The sequence below is a fragment of the Pseudomonas sp. G3-19 genome (assembly GCF_054855875.1).
Genome location: NZ_JBMPIQ010000003.1, coordinates 5,840,699 through 5,857,791, shown reverse-complemented (window position 1 = coordinate 5,857,791; position 17,093 = coordinate 5,840,699). Strand labels below are relative to the sequence as shown.

The window sequence follows — 17,093 nt, the reverse complement described above, 5'->3', positions numbered from 1 at the left end:
AGGTTGGACCAGTCATTACAGGGGCGATCAATATGACCAGCATGGCCGAAGGCGGACACTCCGGGATCGATCCGCGGCTGAGCTTCGATGACCCGTTACTCGACGGTCTGCTGATCCTCTGCAAACTCCACGGCGCGACGGTCAGCCGCGCCAGCCTGAGTGCCGGGCTGCCCCTGAACAAGCAACGTCTGAGCCTGGATCTGCTGCCCCGTGCAGCGGCGCGGGCCGGTTTGCAGGCGCGCTTGTTGCGCCGCGAACTGAAAGATATTTCCGCGCTGAATCTGCCGATTCTGTTGCTGCTCAAGGATGGGCGCACCGCCGTCCTGCGGCGTTTCGCCGACGACGGCAAGGCGCTGATCCTGCCCAGCGAAGCCGATGGCGGCGAGCAATGGGTCGAGCGCGAAGAACTCGCCGAACACTACAGCGGCCAGGCCTTGTTCGCCCGTCCGCGCCACGAACTCGAAGACTTGCGTTCACCGCTGGTGCCGCGCGTGCATGCCTGGTTTCGCGACACCCTGAAGCTGTCGAAATGGCTGTACAGCGACGCGATCCTCGCCAGTTTCCTGATCAACCTGCTGGGCCTGATGGTGCCGCTGTTCGTCATGCAGACCTACGACCGCGTGGTGCCGAATCAGGCCACCTCGACCCTGTGGGTGTTGGCGATCGGCCTGCTGATCGGCACCGGTTTCGAACTGGTGCTGCGGGTGGTGCGCGCGCACCTGCTGGATACCGCCGGGAAGAAAACCGATGTGATCCTTTCCGCGACTTTATTTGAACGGATCACCGGCATGGCGATGAAGGCGCGGCCGGCAACCATCGGCGGTTTCGCCCAGAGCATTCATGACTTTCAGGGCCTGCGCGAATTCCTCACGGCGGTGACCCTGACCAGCCTGATCGACCTGCCCTTCGTGGTGTTGATGCTGGTGGTGATCGGTCTGCTCGGTGGCTGGCTGGTGGTGATTCCGCTGCTGGCGTTTCCAATCACGATCATATTTGCTCTGGCGATTCAGGTGCGCCTGCGTGACACCGTGCAGAAAAGCCTGAGCCTGGGTGCCGAACGGCAGGCGCTGCTGATCGAAACCCTCGGCGGCCTGGAAACCCTCAAGGCCTGCAGCGCCGAGAGCGAGCGCCAGCACAAATGGGAAAGCACCCACGGCGCCCTCACTCGCCTCGACAGCCACGCGCGCAACCTCTCGGCGCTGGCGACCAACGGCACGCTGTTCATCCAGCAGTTTTCCGGGATGGCGACGATCGTCGCCGGGGTCTACAGCATCATCGCCGGCAACCTCAGCGTCGGTGCGCTGGTGGCCAGCTACATGCTCGGCAGCCGGGTTCTTGCGCCGCTGGGGCAGATCGCCGGGCTGATCACCCGCTACCAGCAAGCGCAACTGACCATGAAAAGCACCGACGCGCTGATGGGTCTGCCGCAGGAACGCGACGGCAAGCAGCGGCCCCTGGAGCGCACGCAGCTGCAAGGTGCGCTGGACGTCAGCGGCGTGACCTTTCACTACAACGGCCAGAACGCACCGGCGCTGAGCAACGTCAGCTTCAGCATGAAACCCGGCGAACGGATCGGCATCATCGGCCGCAGCGGCTCAGGCAAAAGCACCCTGGCGCGGCTGGTGATGGGCTTCTATGAACCCGAGGAAGGCCAGTTGCTGCTCGACGGTCTCGACCTGCGGCAACTGGATGTCGCCGACCTGCGCCAGCAGATCGGTTACGTCGCCCACGACCTGCCGCTGCTGGCCGGCAGCCTGCGCGACAACCTGACCCTTGGCGCGCGCTACATCAGCGATTCGCGCATGCTCGAAGTCGCTGAACTGACCGGCGTCACCGAGCTGGCGCGGCAGCATCCGCAAGGCTTCGACCGGCCGGTAGGCGAACGCGGCCAGCTACTTTCCGGCGGCCAGCGCCAAGCAGTTTTACTCGCCAGAGCATTGTTACTCGACCCACCGATCATGCTGCTCGACGAACCCACCAGCGCCATGGACAACAGCAGCGAAGACCTGCTGCGCCAGAAACTCCACGGCTGGGTGCAAGGCAAGACGCTGCTGCTGGTCACCCACCGCACCTCGATGCTGAGCCTGGTGGACCGGTTGCTGGTACTGGACAACGGCCGGGTCGTCGCCGACGGCCCGAAAGAAGCGGTCATCGATGCACTGCGCAAGGGCCGCGTCGGCTCGGCGGCGGTTTAGATGCGTGCATATAACTTATGGCTCTCACAAAACCTGTGGCGAGGGGATTTATCCCCGATGGGCTGCGCAGCAGCCCCAAAGACTCTGAGGGCGCTTCGCACCCTATCGGGGATGAATCCCCTCACCACAAGTAAGTGTTACGGGCGACGCATGGGTTGTGCGGTTTGATGTTTCTTAACTGAGGGGTATCGCCCCATGGCTGCATCTTCAGATAGCAAATCACGCGGCTACTTCGACAGTTTCGGCAAAAGCGCCGAAGCCGAGTTCATGCCGGAAACCGCCGGCGCTTCGTTGCAGGATTCGCCGCGCTGGTCGCGGATCACCGTGTGGCTGGCGGCGGCGCTGCTGATCAGTGCGCTGGTCTGGGCCAAGTTCGCCGTGCTGGAAGAAGTGACCATGGGCGAAGGCAAGGCGATTCCGTCAAGCAAGGTCCAGGTGATCCAGAACCTGGAGGGCGGGATCGTCACCGAGATTTTTGTCCGTGAAGGGCAGATGGTGAACAAGGGCGACAAGCTGCTGCGCCTGGATGACACACGCTTCCTGTCGAACAAGGGTGAGAGCGAGGCCGATCGTTACGCCCTGACCGCGCAAGTCGAACGCCTTTCCGCCGAAGCCGAGGGCCGTCCGTTCAAGCTGTCTGACGAGGTGATCGCCAAGGCGCCACAGGTCGCCGAAGACGAACGGGCACTCTACGACCAGCGCCAACGGCGTCTGGCCAGCGAACAACGCACCCTCACCGAACAGCTGCGGCAGAAGACTCAGGAGCTGGCGGAATTCCGCTCCAAGCAAGGCCAGTACAGTTCCAGCCTGGCGCTGCTGCAGCAAGAGATGAACATGTCCGCGCCGCTGGTCGGCACGGGTGCGGTGTCGCCGGTGGAGATCCTGCGACTGAAACGTAGCGCGGTGGAAATTCGCGGCTCGCTGAACGCGACGACCCTGGCCATCCCAAGGGCGGAATCGGCAATCAACGAGATCAAGAGCAAGATCGACGAATCGGAACAGACCTTCCGTTCCGACGCCGCCAAGGACCTCAACCAGAAACGCACCGACCTGTCGAAAATCACCGCGTCGAGCATCGCCATCGACGACCGGGTCAGCCGTACCACCGTGACTTCGCCGGTGCACGGGGTGATCAAGCAACTCAAGGTCAACACCATCGGCGGCGTGGTACAGCCGGGCAGCGACATGGTGGAAATCGTGCCGCTGGAAGACAACCTGCTGATCGAAGCCAAGGTCCGTCCGCAAGACGTCGCGTTCCTCCATCCGGGCCAGAAAGCCATGGTCAAGTTCAGTGCCTATGACTACACGATCTACGGCGGGCTGAGCGCAAAACTTGAACTGATCGGCGCCGACACCATCACCGATGACAAGGGCAACAGCTTCTACCTGATTCAGGTACGCACCGATAAAAACCATTTGGGCGGCGATGTGAAACCGCTGCTGATCATCCCGGGGATGGTGGCGACGGTGGACATTATTACCGGGGAGAAAAGTGTGCTGGATTATCTGCTCAAACCAGTGCTCAAAGCCCGGACCGAGGCGATGCGCGAGCGGTAGGCATTGTTGAGATTTGCGGTGATTGATCCGACGCCTTCGCGAGCAAGCCCGCTCCCACAGTTGGAATGCATTCCCCTGTGGGAGCGGGCTTGCTCGCGAAGAGGCCCGCACCAACACCCATTATTTTGAATGATTACGCTGAAAAACCTCCTCCCCCATCGCCGCAATCTGCCCCTCGATCAACGCCTCGAACGGTTTGAGCAACGGCGCAAACGTGGTCGGCGCTTCCAGAGTTTCCAGCGCCTGCACAATCGCCTCGATGGTCGACAACGCCCCCGGCCCCGGTGCCTTGCGCAACCGGTAGCGCGACACCCCGCCCTGCGCCAGCGTCACCCGTGGCAACGCTGCCAATAGCGGATTGAGGTGGAGCATCTTGCGCGCCTTGCGCCAGGTGCCGTCCGGCACCACCAGCAACAACGGTTCAGCGGATTCGCGGTAAGCCTGCAGCGGCTGCGCATCGTCAGCGGGAAACAGCAACCGCGCCTGATACCCCGGCCGATTGAGCAGCGTCGGCAGATCCTCGAACACTTCACCGACAATCAACTCGGCATTGGTCAAACCCAGCGCTGCCAGTCGCGCGGTGTTGAGCGCGTGATTGACCTCGCTCGGATGCTGCAACAGCAACACCCGGGTGCGGCTATCGAGGCTCGGGATCAGCGGGCACAGGCAATGGGTTTGTGGGCGCAGGCAGCGCGGGCATTGCGGTCTGGACATAGTCTTTACGCCTGATTCAACTGCGCTTTGAGCAGATCACGGAAAGTCTGGATCAGCGGCTCGCGGCTGCGGCCACGACGCATGATCATCGAGAATGGCGCCTGATAACCGAAGGTCGCCGGCAGCAACACGCGCAGGTCGCCCTTGTCGGCCCAGGCCTGAGCGTAGTGCTCCGGCAGGTAACCGATGTAGGCGCCGGAGAGCACCAGAATCAGTTGCGCCTCCATACTTTCCACAGTCGCCGCGCTGTGTTTGAAACCGTGCCGTGCCAGCTCGGCCTGGCTCCAGTAACCACGGCCGACCATGCGTTGCTGAGTGATGACCTGCTCGGGGATCCGCCGCTCGTTGAACAGCGGATGCCGGCTGCTGCAATACAGCCAGTGCTGCTCGCGGTACAGCGGCATGTACACCAGACCGCTCATGCGCGTGGAAAACGCACCGATGGCCAGATCGAGTCGATTGTCCTGCACGCCGAGTTGCAGTTCGTAGGGGCTCATCACCGACAGATGCAAATGCACCGCCGGGTGTTCCTGACTGTAGGCGCCAATGGCCTCGGCGAACGGCAAGGCCTTGTCGCTGACGGTGGAGTCGATCACCCCGAGGTTGAGCGTGCCGCGCAGTTCGCCCTTGAGCGCCGCGGCGTATTGCTCGAAACCTTCGAGTTCGGCGAGCAGGCGCAGGGTTTCCTGATGGAACAGCTCGCCCTTGCTGGTCAGGCTGAATCCACCGCGTCCGCGATGGCACAGCACCAGACCGAGCGCGGCTTCAAGCTGGCTCATGTAAGTGCTGATCGCCGAGGTCGACAGGTTGAGCTCCTGCTGCGCATTGGCAAAGCCCTGATGCCGGACCACGCTGACGAAGATGCGCAATAGTTTCAGGTCGGGTAAAGCGTTGGCCATGTCTACTCCGGGCTTTGGAACTGCGTTGTCTGTTGCACCCCTCACCCCAGCCCTCTCCCCGAGGGAGAGGGAGCTGATCTCCAGGGCTTTCAAATCCTGAGTTCGACTCGATTTTTCAGGTCGATGCAGATTCCGCTGACAACTCTGTCGGCCCCCTCTCCCTCCGGGAGAGGGTTGGGGTGAGGGCAGCAATGTTCAGCCAGGCATGAATCCCGAAACCGCAGAGTCTAATCCGCCCGCCCTCATTAGTTTAGAAAAATCTGAACTAAGTTTTTGCCCGTAGCGATTCTTCCCCCGCACTACATTTCGCAGAATCGGCCCCACAGCGGCGTCCGAACCTGTGCTCAACGGTGCGCCGACATAAATAAAACAAAGACGATGAGGCCCTACCCGTGGACAAGATTCTTCACCAACCACTGGGCGGCAACGAAATGCCGCGCTTCGGCGGCATCGCCACCATGCTCCGACTCCCCCATGTACCGACCGCTGCCGGCCTGGACGCTGCCTTCGTTGGCGTGCCACTGGACATCGGTACTTCGCTGCGCCCCGGCACCCGCTTCGGGCCGCGCGACATCCGCACCGAATCGGTGATGATCCGTCCGTACAACATGGCCACCGGCGCTGCGCCGTTCGACTCGCTGTCGGTTGCCGACATCGGTGACGTGGCGATCAACACCTTCAACCTGCTCGACGCCGTGCGCATCATCGAAGAAGCCTACGACAACATCCTTGAGCACAACGTGATCCCGATGACCCTGGGTGGTGACCACACCATCACCCTGCCGATCCTGCGGGCGATCCACAAGAAGCATGGCAAAGTCGGTCTGGTGCACATCGATGCGCACGCCGACGTCAACGATCACATGTTCGGCGAGAAGATCGCCCACGGCACGACCTTCCGTCGCGCCGTCGAAGAAGGTCTTCTGGACTGCGACCGCGTGGTGCAGATTGGTCTGCGCGCGCAGGGCTACACCGCTGACGACTTCAACTGGAGCCGCGATCAGGGCTTCCGCGTCGTACAAGCCGAAGAGTGCTGGCACAAGTCACTGGCCCCGCTAATGGCCGAAGTGCGCGAGAAAGTCGGCGGCGGCCCGGTGTACCTGAGCTTCGACATCGACGGCATCGACCCGGCCTGGGCGCCCGGCACCGGCACCCCGGAAATCGGGGGTCTGACGACCATTCAGGCGATTGAAATCGTTCGCGGCTGTCAGGGCCTCGACCTGATCGGCTGCGATCTGGTAGAAGTCTCGCCCGCCTACGACACCACCGGCAACACCTCGCTGCTGGCCGCCAACCTGCTGTACGAAATGCTCTGCGTACTGCCTGGCGTGGTCCACCGCTGAGGGTTCGGCCATGAACGAACGTGATCAGGTGTTGAAAGCGGCTGCCGATCTGGTGTCCGCCTTCGCTCGTAACGATCGCGAAGCTTATTTCGGCGCGTTCAGCGCCGATGCAAGTTTCGTGTTTTACACCCTCGAACAGCCGCTGCTGTCGCGCGATGCCTATCAGGCCTTGTGGGACAGTTGGCGCGCCGAGGATGGCTTTGAAGTGTTGTCGTGCACTTCGAGCAACGCCTTCGTCAGCCTGCAAGGTGACGTGGCGGTGTTTATCCATGACGTGGCCACCGAGCTGCGCATGCAAGGGGAGCAACATTTCAGCCAGGAGCGCGAGACGATTGTTTTCAAGAAACAAGCGTCGAGCCTAGAACAACAAGGCCATTGGCTGGCCTGCCACGAACATTTGTCCGCAATGCCGGAAGGGCTGCCATCCCCTTAGCCAAACAGGTGACGCCTCACACACGATGAGGCGCGCCTTTATGATCGGAGCAGATCATGAATAACAACAACAACGACCAAAGCCTTACGCAAATTGAAACCCACGGGGTCGAACAGATCCCGGACCACGAACGTACCGCAGGCCCGACGGATTTGTTCCGGATGATCTTCGGTGGTTCCAATACCTTTGCCACCGCCGTGCTCGGCAGTTTCCCGGTGCTGTTCGGTCTGTCGTTTCAGGCCGGTGTCTGGGCGATTGTGTCGGGCGTGCTGCTCGGCTCGCTGATCCTCGCCCCGATGGGCCTGTTCGGCCCGCTCAACGGCACCAACAATGCCGTGTCCTCGGGTGCTCACTTCGGCGTGCACGGGCGGATCGTCGGTTCGTTCCTGTCGCTGTTGACCGCCATCGCATTCTTCTCGCTCTCGGTGTGGAGTTCGGGGGATGCGTTGATCGGGGGTGCGAAACGCCTGATCGGTCTGCCGGAAACCGACCTGACCCTGGGCCTGGCCTACGGCCTGTTCGCGATTCTGGTGCTGACCGTGTGCATCTACGGCTTCCGCTTTCTGCTGTGGGTGAACAAGATCGCGGTGTGGAGCGCCAGCCTGTTGTTCCTGCTGGGCATCTTCGCCTTCGCCGGTCCTTTCGACGTCAACTACGCCGGCACCGTGAACCTCGGTCAACCGGGCTTCTGGGCGGCGTTCATCGGCGCGGCGCTGGTCGCGATGAGCAACCCGATTTCCTTCGGTGCATTCCTCGGCGACTGGTCGCGCTACATCCCGCGTGACACCTCCAAGCAGCGGATCATGGCCGCTGTGGTGCTGTCGCAGATCGCCACGTTCATCCCGTTCCTGTTCGGCCTGAGTACCGCGACCATTGTCGCGATCAAGGCGCCGGACTACATCGCGGCGAACAACTATGTGGGCGGCCTGCTGGCGGTATCGCCGAGCTGGTTCTTCCTGCCGGTGTGCCTGATTGCGGTGATCGGCGGCATGTCCACCGGCACCACCTCGCTGTATGGCACCGGGCTGGACATGTCCAGCGTGTTCCCACGGGTGCTGTCGCGGGTCAAGGCAACGCTGCTGATCGGCGTGCTGTCGATTGCCTTCATCTTCATCGGGCGCTTCGCGGCGAACCTGGTGCAGAGCGTGTCGACCTTCGCCGTGCTGATCATCACCTGCACCACCCCGTGGATGGTGATCATGATCATCGGCCTGCTGGTGCGTCGCGGCTTCTACTGCCCGGACGACCTGCAAGTGTTCACTCGCGGCGAGCAAGGCGGACGCTACTGGTTCAATCACGGCTGGAACTGGCGTGGTCTGGGCGCATGGATCCCGAGCGCGGCGGTCGGCCTGTGCTTCGTCAACCTGCCGGGACAATTCGTCGGCCCGCTGGGTGAGCTGGCCGGCGGCATCGACATCAGCCTGCCTGTGACTCTGGGCCTGGCGTCGGTGGTGTATCTGACGCTGCTGAGCCTGTTCCCGGAACCGCGGGAGGTGTTCGGGCCCAAGGATGCCCGCCGCAAAGCCGCAGAAACACCTGAACTGCGTCAGGCCGCCTGACGCAAATCCCCTGTGGGAGCGGGCTTGCTCGCGAAGACGGCGGCACATCCAACATTGATGTGACTGACCCAAAGCATTCGCGAGCAAGCCCGCTCCCACAAGGGCAAATCGAATTCAGCCTCACCATAAAAAAGACAATCGGAGACACGCCATCATGGCTTTGGATTTATTCGTCGTCCTCATCTACGCCGCCGGCATGCTGTTGCTCGGCTACTACGGCATGCGCAAGGCCAAGACCAACGAGGACTTTCTGGTCGCCGGGCGTAACCTGGGCCCAAGCCTGTACATGGGCACCATGGCCGCGACCGTACTGGGTGGTGCGTCCACCGTCGGCACCGTGCGTCTGGGTTACGTGCACGGCATCTCCGGTTTCTGGCTGTGTGCGGCGCTGGGTTGCGGCATCGTCGCGCTGAACCTGTTTCTCGCCAAACCGCTGCTGAAACTGAAGATCTACACCGTTACCCAGGTGCTGGAAAAACGCTATAACCCGATGGCCCGCTCGGCAAGCGCGGCGATCATGCTGGCCTACGCGCTGATGATCGGCGTGACCTCGATCCTGGCGATCGGCACCGTGCTGCAAGTGCTGTTCGGCCTGCCATTCTGGATCTCGGTACTGCTCGGCGGTGGCGTGGTGGTGATCTACTCGGCGATCGGCGGCATGTGGTCGCTGACCCTGACCGACATCGTCCAGTTCATCATCAAGACCGTGGGCCTGATGTTCATCCTGTTGCCGATCTGCCTGTACCGCGTCGGCGGCTGGGACGAACTGGTGCTGAAGCTGCCGGCAGCGGCGTTCAACTTCACCACCATCGGTTGGGACACGATCATCACCTACTTCATGATCTACTTCTTCGGCATCCTCATCGGTCAGGACATCTGGCAACGGGTGTTCACCGTCAAGACCGCCAAAGTCGCCCAGTACGCCGGCAGCATCGCCGGTATCTACTGCATCCTCTACGGTCTGGCCTGCGCGCTGATCGGCATGGCCGCGCACGTACTGATCCCGGATCTGGACAACGTCAACAACGCCTTCGCCGCCATCGTCAAACTGTCGCTGCCGGACGGCATCCGTGGTCTGGTGATCGCTGCTGCTCTGGCGGCGATGATGTCCACCGCCAGCGCCGGCCTGCTGGCTGCTGCCACCACGCTGACTGAAGACCTGCTGCCGAAACTGCGCGGCGGCAAACAGTCGAGCCTGGCGATCAACCGCCTGTTCACCCTGCTCACCGGTGTCGTGGTGCTGGGTATCGCGTTGGTGGTGAATGACGTGATCAGCGCCCTGACCCTGGCGTACAACCTGCTGGTGGGCGGCATGCTGATTCCGCTGATCGGTGCGATCTTCTGGAAACGCGCGACCACCGCCGGCGCCATCGCCAGCATGGGCCTGGGTTTTGCCACCGCGCTGCTGTTCATGTTCAAGGACGGTCTGGATGCCAACACGCCGATCTACTACAGCCTGGCTGTAGGTCTGGTGAGTTTCGTGGTGGTCAGCCTGGTCTCCCCTCGCCCGGCGACGGTGGCGAGTGCGATCTAAGCTTTACGTAACGACTTGATGCTTTCTTCGACGGGTGTGGCGTCGGTTGCCACACCCGTTTTTTTCGTCTGGAGAAAATGATTGATGAAGATTGTTTCTCGCGATCAATGGTTTGAAGTTCAGAATCTGAGCGATGGCATTCGGTTGATCCACGAGCCGTACATCCGCCCGTTCTATCGCTGCAACCTCTGGCACATCCAGGGCCGCGACAAGGATCTGCTGCTCGACAGCGGTTCAGGACTGGTCAGCCTGCGCGAGCAGTTGCCGTGGATTACCGAGCGGCCGCTGGTGGCCGTCGCCAGCCACTGCCACTTCGACCACATTGCCGGGCATCACGAATTCGCCGAACGCCTGGTGCATCCTGCCGAGGCCAACATCCTCGCCGCGCCGGACGGCGAGAATGACCTGAGCCGGGCCTTCGTCGGCGACGACATGTTCGAGGCGCACCCGGATTGCCCGCTTTGCTACGCCGAATACCGGGTGAAGGCCGCGCCGGCCACCGGTTTTGTCGAGGATGGCGATGTGCTGGATCTGGGCAACCGCACCCTGCAAGTGCTGCACACGCCGGGGCATTCGCCGGGTGGCATCAGCCTGTATGAGGCGGCCACCGAAACGTTATTCAGCGGCGACATCATCTACGACGGGCCGCTGATCGAAGACGCTTACCACTCCAATCTGCAGGATTACGCGGCCAGTCTGCGGCGTTTGCAGGCGCTGCCGATCCGCACCGTGCATGGCGGACATTTCGGCAGTTTTTCCGGCGGGCATTTGCGTTCGATGATTGACGAATGGTTGCGTCGACACGCTTGAGGCCTGCTGTAATCAGTCAAAACAACAACGAAATCATCTGCCATGAGAAGAGCTGCCGTGCGTGCTGCGGTGCACCGATACATTCGGCGCCTGCTGGAATCCCGCGAATTCAACGACGACACCAGTCTGGTGCAGTTAGGGCTGGAGAAGGCAGATATCGAAGATCTGATATTTCATCTGGAAGATGAGTTCGGACTGACGGCGTTCACGGCCGAAGAGGATCACATACTCAAGACCGCGAAGACCGCGAATGACCTGAGTCGATTTCTGCTGGAGATCGGGCGACACGGAGAAGGGTTATAAATACAGCACTCGTGTTGCTGGAGCGCCCTGTGGCGAGGGGATTTAGCGAAACGTCGCACCGCCCCGATGGGTTGCGCAGCAGCCCTGAAGTCAGTAATCGTAATCTCGCGGGTTAAACCAAATTGAATAGTTTTTTTGGACTGCTTCGCAGCCCATCGGGGCGGTGCGACGTTTCGCTAAATCCCCTCGCTACAAAAGCAAAAGATCGCAGCCTTCGGCAGCTCCTACACTTTTCTGTAGGAGCTGCCGAAGGCTGCGATCTTTTGATCTTTAATCAGGCACTACCGCCGGCGAGGCTGACGCCGGCGCTGTTCGTCATCGGTGCGGATCGGTACGGGTTGCAGAGGCGGTTCGATCAAGCCGAGGGCAACACCCAAATCGTGCAGCCAGTTCTGAATTTTCTCTTTCATCGTCATGCCCCCTTCAGGGTAGTGCTGACCGGCCGGAATTCTGAGGCCGCTTCGCACTGATAATAGTCCGAAGTCCTACGCAATGCTCGGCCAAATCCGCAATGATCTGTTACTGAATTGAACAGAATTACGGTTGGTTGGTTCACGCCGTCTGCCGGGTTTCACTCGATGCCACGGAATAGAGCGCTTGCTGCTGTTCAATCCAAGCATTGAGGTTGGCCCCGACCATGCCCTTGCGCCACATGAGCCATGTTGTCGCACTGGCAAACGGTTCGGCCAACGGGTGCACTGCAACGCTCTCGCGCCCCGGCAGACTGGCGAGCATCGACTCCGACATCAATGCCACACCGCTGCCGGCAATCACGCAGGCAAGCATGCCCTGATACGACTCGATCTCCATCGCCCGTCCCATCGCCGCCTGATAGTGAACGAACCACGCCTCCAGCCGCGCGCGGTAGGCGCAACCATGACGAAAGGTGAACACCGCCCTGCCCTCGACCTCCTTGGCGCTGCGGATCGGCGGGTGGTCGGCTTCGCTGATCAGCACCAGACGCTCGTCGCACAGCGGCACGCCGTCGATCCCGGCGAGTTGCGGCGGGCCGTCCACCAGCGCCGCATCGAGGCGCCCGGAGACCAGGCCTTCGAGCAATTCGCCGCTGGGTCCGGACTGCACTTGCAGATTCACCGCCGGGTATTGCTTGTGATAGCGCGCCAGCAACGCCGGCAAATGGATCGCCGCGGTGCTGTACAGCGTGCCGAGGACAAAATCCCCGGCCGGCTGCCCGCCCATCACCGCCGCACTGGCCTGATCGCGCAAAGCGAACAGCTTGCCGGTGTAGTCCAGCAGGACTTTTCCCGCAGGCGATAACTGCAAACGCTGACGCTCACGAACGAAAAGTTCGACGCCCAATTGCTCTTCCAGCTGTTTGAGCCGGGTCGACAGGTTGGACGGCACTCGGTGCAGGCGTTCTGCTGCGCGGGTGATCGAACCTTCCTCGGCGACTGCCTGAAAGATCCGCAACTGGCTGAACTCCACGACCTTTCTCCATAACAGAACAAGTTACTCACTATTATTCAATTTTAAAGAAAGTCAATCGCTTCTAGCCTGACGGTCATTGCTCCTTCAAAGGAATCCCGACCATGTCGCCACTGATTCGCTTATCCGCCTGTTTCGTCGCCCTGATGATGGCCATGGGCATCGGGCGTTTCGCCCTCACCCCGCAATTGCCGCACCTGCTCAGCGAAGGCCAGGTCGACCTGACGGCCGCCGGTCTGATTGCTGCGGCCAACTACCTCGGTTACCTGCTGGGCGCGGTGGACGCGATGTTCGCCCACCGTCCGCAGCAAGTGCAGCGCCGGTTGCATGGCGGTTTGTGGCTGTGTGTGCTGCTGACCCTGGCATCGTTCTGGGCCAACGGCTTCTGGGCGCATTTGCTGCTGCGCTTCGGCACCGGGGTGGCGAGTGCCTGGGTGCTGGTGATGATTACGGCGCTGAGTCAACCACTGGCAGCGGCGGCAGGCCGGCCACGGTTGGGGGCACTGGTATTCGCCGGTCCCGGACTGGGAATTTTTCTGACCGGGCTGCTGGCACTGTTCTCACATCTGCTGAATCAGACCTCTGCCACCTTGTGGCTGATCTATGCCGCCGTGGCGCTGGTGATGTTGCTGGGGATCGTGCGGATCCTGCCGCAACCGGGCGTGCACACACCGGTCGCCACCCTCAACGTCAACCATTCGAATCGCGGCATCCCGCGACTGGCGGCGGTGTATGCGTTATATGGCGTGGGTTACATCATCCCGGCCACGTTTCTCTCGCAAATGGCCAACGCGCAATTTCACGGGCAATGGCAGGCCGACCTGTTCTGGCCGTGCTTCGGTCTTGGTGCGGCGATTGGCGTGCTGTTGGTGAGCCTGCGTCGCCATGATCCGAACACCACACGGCACTGGCTGACCGCCACCCTGTGGTTGCAGGCGCTCGGGGTCTTCGCCTGTCTGTTGGGCAGTGGTTATGGCTTGGCGCTGGGGGTTGTGTTGTGCGGCATGCCGTTCCTGGCCTGCATGCAACTGGTGATGCAACGTTCGCGAGAACTGGCGCCGCACACAACTCAGCGCAACGCCGGACTGCTGACCGCATGCTTCGCCGTCGGCCAGCTCAGCGGCCCGTTACTGGCGGCGCTGAGCAGCCATTTCAGCGGTGGTCTGCAACCGGCGCTGATCATTGCCGGCAGCGGTCTGCTGATTGCCGGCGGGCTTGCGCTGCAATCGGTCAGTGCTGGCCGAGGGCTTTGCGCAAACGCCGACGCACCCACTGCTCAGCGCTGACAAAGGTAATGCCAAGCAACACCAGCACCGCGCCGATGACGAAGTTCACGCTCAACTCTTCACCAAGCAGCACCACGCCGAACGTGACGCCGAACAACGGCGTCATGAACGAAAACACCGCCAGATTGGCCGCCAGATAGCGGCGCAGCAGCCAGAACCAGGTCAGGTAACTGAAGAACGACACCACCAGGCCCTGGAACAGCACGCTGGCCACCGCCACGCTGGTCAGGCTGACGTGAGTGATCTGGCCGCTGAACAGCGCGATCAACAGCAGGCCGACGAAGCCGACGATCAATTGATAAAACAAGGTCAAGGTCACCGGCGCTTCCGATAGCCGCGAAGCGCGCACCACCACAGTGGTCGCGCCCCAGCAGGCACCGGCAATGACCCCGAACGCATCGCCCAGCAGCATGCGCCGGTCGAGGTTATCCCACGACACGCCGCCGGCGAAGGCAATGGCGATACCGACGAAGGCGAGCAGAATTCCCAGCCATTGCAAAGGCCGCAGGCGTTCACTGGCCAACAGAAAATGCACGCCGAGCGCGGTGAAAATCGGCGCGGTGTAGAGGAACACCGACATGTGCGCGGCGGTAGTCAGTTGCAGACCTTCGGCGATGAAGAAGAACTCCAGACCGAACAGCGCACCGGCCAGCAGCCCTCCACGCCAGGTGTTGCCGACCTGATCCCAGCCGCCCTTCCAGCACAGCAGCAAACCCACCAGCAACGCGGAAATCCCCGAACGCCCGGCCGCCTGCATCACCGGCGCGATGTCGGGCGCGGCCCACTTGATCATCACTTGCTGCACGCCCCAGATCAGGCAGAGGCCGATCATCACCTGCAAGGCAAACCCATCGGCATTGCGCCGCTCGACACTCACCGCAACACCTCAAACACACACAACATGGCAGCCGTCCACTGGTCAAAAATCTGTGTCGGGGATTATCAATCACTCGGGCAAAAAAAGCCGTCTGAAAAAGACTTTGTCTGCGTCAGTAACGTCAGCGGTGAATGGTTGTCGGCTGCGCCGCCATTCGCGAGCAAGCTCGCTCCCACAGTTGACCGCATTCCCCCTGTGGGAGCGGGCTTGCTCGCGAAGGCGTCGCCCCAGACAACAAAGATTACGGGGCTGACTTCACAAATCGCTTTGCCACCAAAAAGCCGACCGTACACGCCACAGCAGTGGCAAACGTCCCCCACGCCCAATCCAGCAAACTCACCTGCACCGACCACCCGCGCAATGTCGCCCAATTGGTCAGGTCATACGTGCCATACGCCACCAGCCCCAGCAGCGCGCCCATCTTTGCCGCACGTTGCCAGCTCTGTGCCGGCAAGACCACAAACAGCACGCAGCCAAAAACATACAGACAATAAAAAACCGCTGCCGGAACCAGCAGCGGTTTTTCGAGCATCAGCGAACCGAGCAGTTCGCGGTAGGTTGGCGCCATCAGCACGCCGAGCCAGATACCGTCGAGCAACAGAAACGCCAGCAGAGTGGCGATATAAGCAAGCAACGGCTTTTTCATTTACCCGACCTCAAGTGACCCCATGCAACATGGGCCCCGGAAGGCTCAGGTTAGTTCAATGCGATCGGCATGAATGACGATCTTGCCTTCCTTGTACAGCGAACCGATGGCCTTCTTGAAGTTGCCCTTGCTGACACCGAACAGACTGCTGATCAACGCCGGATCGCTCTTGTCGCTGACGGCCAGCGTGCCATTGTTTTCGCGCAACTTGGCGAGGATCTTCGAGCTCAGGCTGCTCGCCGCTTCCTGGCCAACCGGTTGCAGGCTGAGGCTGATCTTGCCGTCGGCGCGCACTTCCTTGATGAAACCCTTCTCGCGCATGCCGGAACGCATGAACTTGAAGATCTCATTCTTGTGGATCAAGCCCCAGTGCTTGTTGTTGATGATCGCCTTGAAGCCCATGTCGGTGGCTTCGGCCACCAGCAGATCAACTTCCTGACCGGCGCTGTAGTTGGCCGGGGTCTTGTCGAGATAGCGATCCAGACGTGCGGTGGCGGTGATGCGGCGGGTGTGTTTGTCGAGATAGACGTGCACCACGCAATATTCACCAGCGGTCATCTGCCGCTTCTCTTCGGAATACGGCAGCAACAGATCCTTCGGCAAGCCCCAGTCGAGGAACACACCGATGCTGTTGATTTCAACAACTTTCAGACTGGCAAACTCGCCGACCTGAACTTTTGGTTTTTCAGTGGTAGCGATAAGTTTGTCATCGCTGTCCAGATAAATAAAAACGTTGAGCCAGTCTTCATCTTCGCTGGGAATATCTTTAGGGATATAACGGTTGGGCAAAAGAATTTCGCCGTCGGCACCGCCGTCCAGATATAAACCGAAGTTAGTGTGTTTAACCACTTGCAAACTGTTGTAACGCCCGACTAAAGCCATTTTCCAAAACCCTCATTGCGTGGGCGGCATTCTACCCGGTTTTGCCGGTTTCGTTCGCTGGGTGTGCAACCCGTCCGGAAAAATCCACGGGACACCTTGATTTTCCTGGGTCTCGCACGGTCGGGCTGCCACTCGTCTGACCAGCGCAGCACCGGCCGCGCCATTTCGCGCAGGATGTTTTCACTGATGGCAAATAAATGTTCTTATTTAAAACAGTGGCTTAGGTGGATATTTCGAATAATTAATCGAGAATAATCCACCCACGCACTCAGTTATTCCCGGGGATATTTATCAAGCAATTGTCAAGTTATTCCTGTACGATGCCTGGCCGAGTTACTTTTCTACAGGTTAATGGCCGCCATGCGTGTAAAAGCATCCACCAGCAAAGCAAAGCCAGCTCCAGCCGTTGAAACCAGCGAATCGATCAACGATCAGATCGCAGCGTTCCTCAAGTCCGGCGGCGAAATCCAGCAAATTGCCAAAGGCGTCAGCGGCCAGACGTTCGGTCCGTCCAAGCAGATCAGCCTGGGCAAGAAGTAACACCCGGTAATACACCCGTCCTGAGACGCTTTGAGCTTCGAAGCGTCTGGACTGGCACCCGCGTTACAC

Annotated in this window: 17 protein-coding genes; 10 read left to right on the top strand and 7 right to left on the bottom strand. The window is 60.8% G+C overall.

What is annotated here, in order from left to right; genetic code table 11:
• Positions 1-32: 32 nt before the first annotated feature.
• Positions 33-2,195: a type I secretion system permease/ATPase gene (locus tag ACOYXI_RS26750; RefSeq protein WP_027614578.1), complete on the top strand. Its 2,163-nt coding sequence runs from the start codon at positions 33-35 to the stop codon at positions 2,193-2,195.
• A gap of 195 nt (positions 2,196-2,390) precedes the next feature.
• On the top strand, positions 2,391-3,752 hold the full coding sequence (locus ACOYXI_RS26745; RefSeq protein WP_134785702.1) for an HlyD family type I secretion periplasmic adaptor subunit: 1,362 nt from the start codon (positions 2,391-2,393) through the stop codon (positions 3,750-3,752).
• Between the two features lie 120 nt (positions 3,753-3,872).
• On the opposite strand, the gene ACOYXI_RS26740 is transcribed toward ACOYXI_RS26745, so the two are convergent.
• Positions 3,873-4,466, bottom strand: coding sequence for a tRNA-uridine aminocarboxypropyltransferase (locus tag ACOYXI_RS26740; RefSeq protein ID WP_134785701.1), 594 nt, complete (start codon positions 4,464-4,466; stop codon positions 3,873-3,875).
• Between the two features lie 5 nt (positions 4,467-4,471).
• On the bottom strand, positions 4,472-5,365 hold the full coding sequence (locus ACOYXI_RS26735) for a LysR family transcriptional regulator (RefSeq protein ID WP_007956593.1): 894 nt from the start codon (positions 5,363-5,365) through the stop codon (positions 4,472-4,474).
• A 392-nt stretch (positions 5,366-5,757) separates the two neighbouring features.
• On the opposite strand from ACOYXI_RS26735, the gene speB reads away from it, so the two are divergent.
• The 6 genes from speB (at position 5,758) to ACOYXI_RS26705 (ending at position 11,347) form a co-directional block, all read left to right on the top strand.
• The gene (speB, locus tag ACOYXI_RS26730; RefSeq protein ID WP_003222717.1) at positions 5,758-6,708 is read left to right on the top strand and encodes an agmatinase; all 951 of its coding nucleotides are present in this window, start codon (positions 5,758-5,760) and stop codon (positions 6,706-6,708) included.
• Positions 6,709-6,718: 10 nt separating this feature from the next.
• Positions 6,719-7,141 carry a YybH family protein gene (locus ACOYXI_RS26725; protein WP_027614575.1) on the top strand — a complete coding sequence of 141 codons (423 nt, stop codon included), beginning with the start codon at positions 6,719-6,721 and terminating at the stop codon, positions 7,139-7,141.
• A 56-nt stretch (positions 7,142-7,197) separates the two neighbouring features.
• Entirely contained in the window at positions 7,198-8,700 is a 1,503-nt protein-coding gene (locus tag ACOYXI_RS26720) for a purine-cytosine permease family protein (protein ID WP_139056006.1), read from the top strand.
• A 154-nt stretch (positions 8,701-8,854) separates the two neighbouring features.
• Positions 8,855-10,234 carry a sodium:solute symporter family protein gene (locus ACOYXI_RS26715; RefSeq protein WP_047598203.1) on the top strand — a complete coding sequence of 460 codons (1,380 nt, stop codon included), beginning with the start codon at positions 8,855-8,857 and terminating at the stop codon, positions 10,232-10,234.
• 84 nt (positions 10,235-10,318) lie between these two features.
• Positions 10,319-11,044: an MBL fold metallo-hydrolase gene (locus ACOYXI_RS26710; protein WP_210557863.1), complete on the top strand. Its 726-nt coding sequence runs from the start codon at positions 10,319-10,321 to the stop codon at positions 11,042-11,044.
• Between the two features lie 42 nt (positions 11,045-11,086).
• Complete coding sequence (locus ACOYXI_RS26705) at positions 11,087-11,347, top strand: phosphopantetheine-containing protein (protein WP_098967751.1); 261 nt, start codon at positions 11,087-11,089, stop codon at positions 11,345-11,347.
• A gap of 281 nt (positions 11,348-11,628) precedes the next feature.
• Here ACOYXI_RS26705 and ACOYXI_RS26700 read toward each other — a convergent pair whose 3' ends face one another.
• Positions 11,629-11,757 (bottom strand): PA1414 family protein, encoded by a 129-nt coding sequence (locus tag ACOYXI_RS26700; RefSeq protein ID WP_003184145.1) that lies wholly within the window; start codon positions 11,755-11,757, stop codon positions 11,629-11,631.
• 142 nt (positions 11,758-11,899) lie between these two features.
• On the bottom strand, positions 11,900-12,793 hold the full coding sequence (gene ptrR, locus ACOYXI_RS26695) for a putrescine utilization regulator PtrR (protein WP_098967749.1): 894 nt from the start codon (positions 12,791-12,793) through the stop codon (positions 11,900-11,902).
• 104 nt (positions 12,794-12,897) lie between these two features.
• Here ptrR and ACOYXI_RS26690 point away from each other — a divergent pair, with 104 nt between their 5' ends.
• Positions 12,898-14,079, top strand: coding sequence for an MFS transporter (locus ACOYXI_RS26690; protein ID WP_134785699.1), 1,182 nt, complete (start codon positions 12,898-12,900; stop codon positions 14,077-14,079).
• Here ACOYXI_RS26690 and ACOYXI_RS26685 read toward each other — a convergent pair.
• From ACOYXI_RS26685 to ACOYXI_RS26675, 3 genes are all read right to left on the bottom strand, one after another.
• Positions 14,024-14,956, bottom strand: a complete 933-nt coding sequence (locus ACOYXI_RS26685) for a DMT family transporter (RefSeq protein WP_098967746.1) — start codon at positions 14,954-14,956, stop codon at positions 14,024-14,026. The two genes, ACOYXI_RS26690 and ACOYXI_RS26685, sit on opposite strands and share 56 nt — an antisense overlap.
• A 241-nt stretch (positions 14,957-15,197) precedes the next feature.
• Positions 15,198-15,602: a DUF2177 family protein gene (locus tag ACOYXI_RS26680; protein ID WP_098967744.1), complete on the bottom strand. Its 405-nt coding sequence runs from the start codon at positions 15,600-15,602 to the stop codon at positions 15,198-15,200.
• A 45-nt stretch (positions 15,603-15,647) separates the two neighbouring features.
• Positions 15,648-16,484, bottom strand: a complete 837-nt coding sequence (locus ACOYXI_RS26675; protein WP_027614566.1) for a CvfB family protein — start codon at positions 16,482-16,484, stop codon at positions 15,648-15,650.
• Between the two features lie 351 nt (positions 16,485-16,835).
• On the opposite strand from ACOYXI_RS26675, the gene ACOYXI_RS26670 reads away from it, so the two are divergent.
• The gene (locus ACOYXI_RS26670; RefSeq protein WP_016985943.1) at positions 16,836-17,024 is read left to right on the top strand and encodes a hypothetical protein; all 189 of its coding nucleotides are present in this window, start codon (positions 16,836-16,838) and stop codon (positions 17,022-17,024) included.
• Positions 17,025-17,093 lie beyond the last annotated feature (69 nt).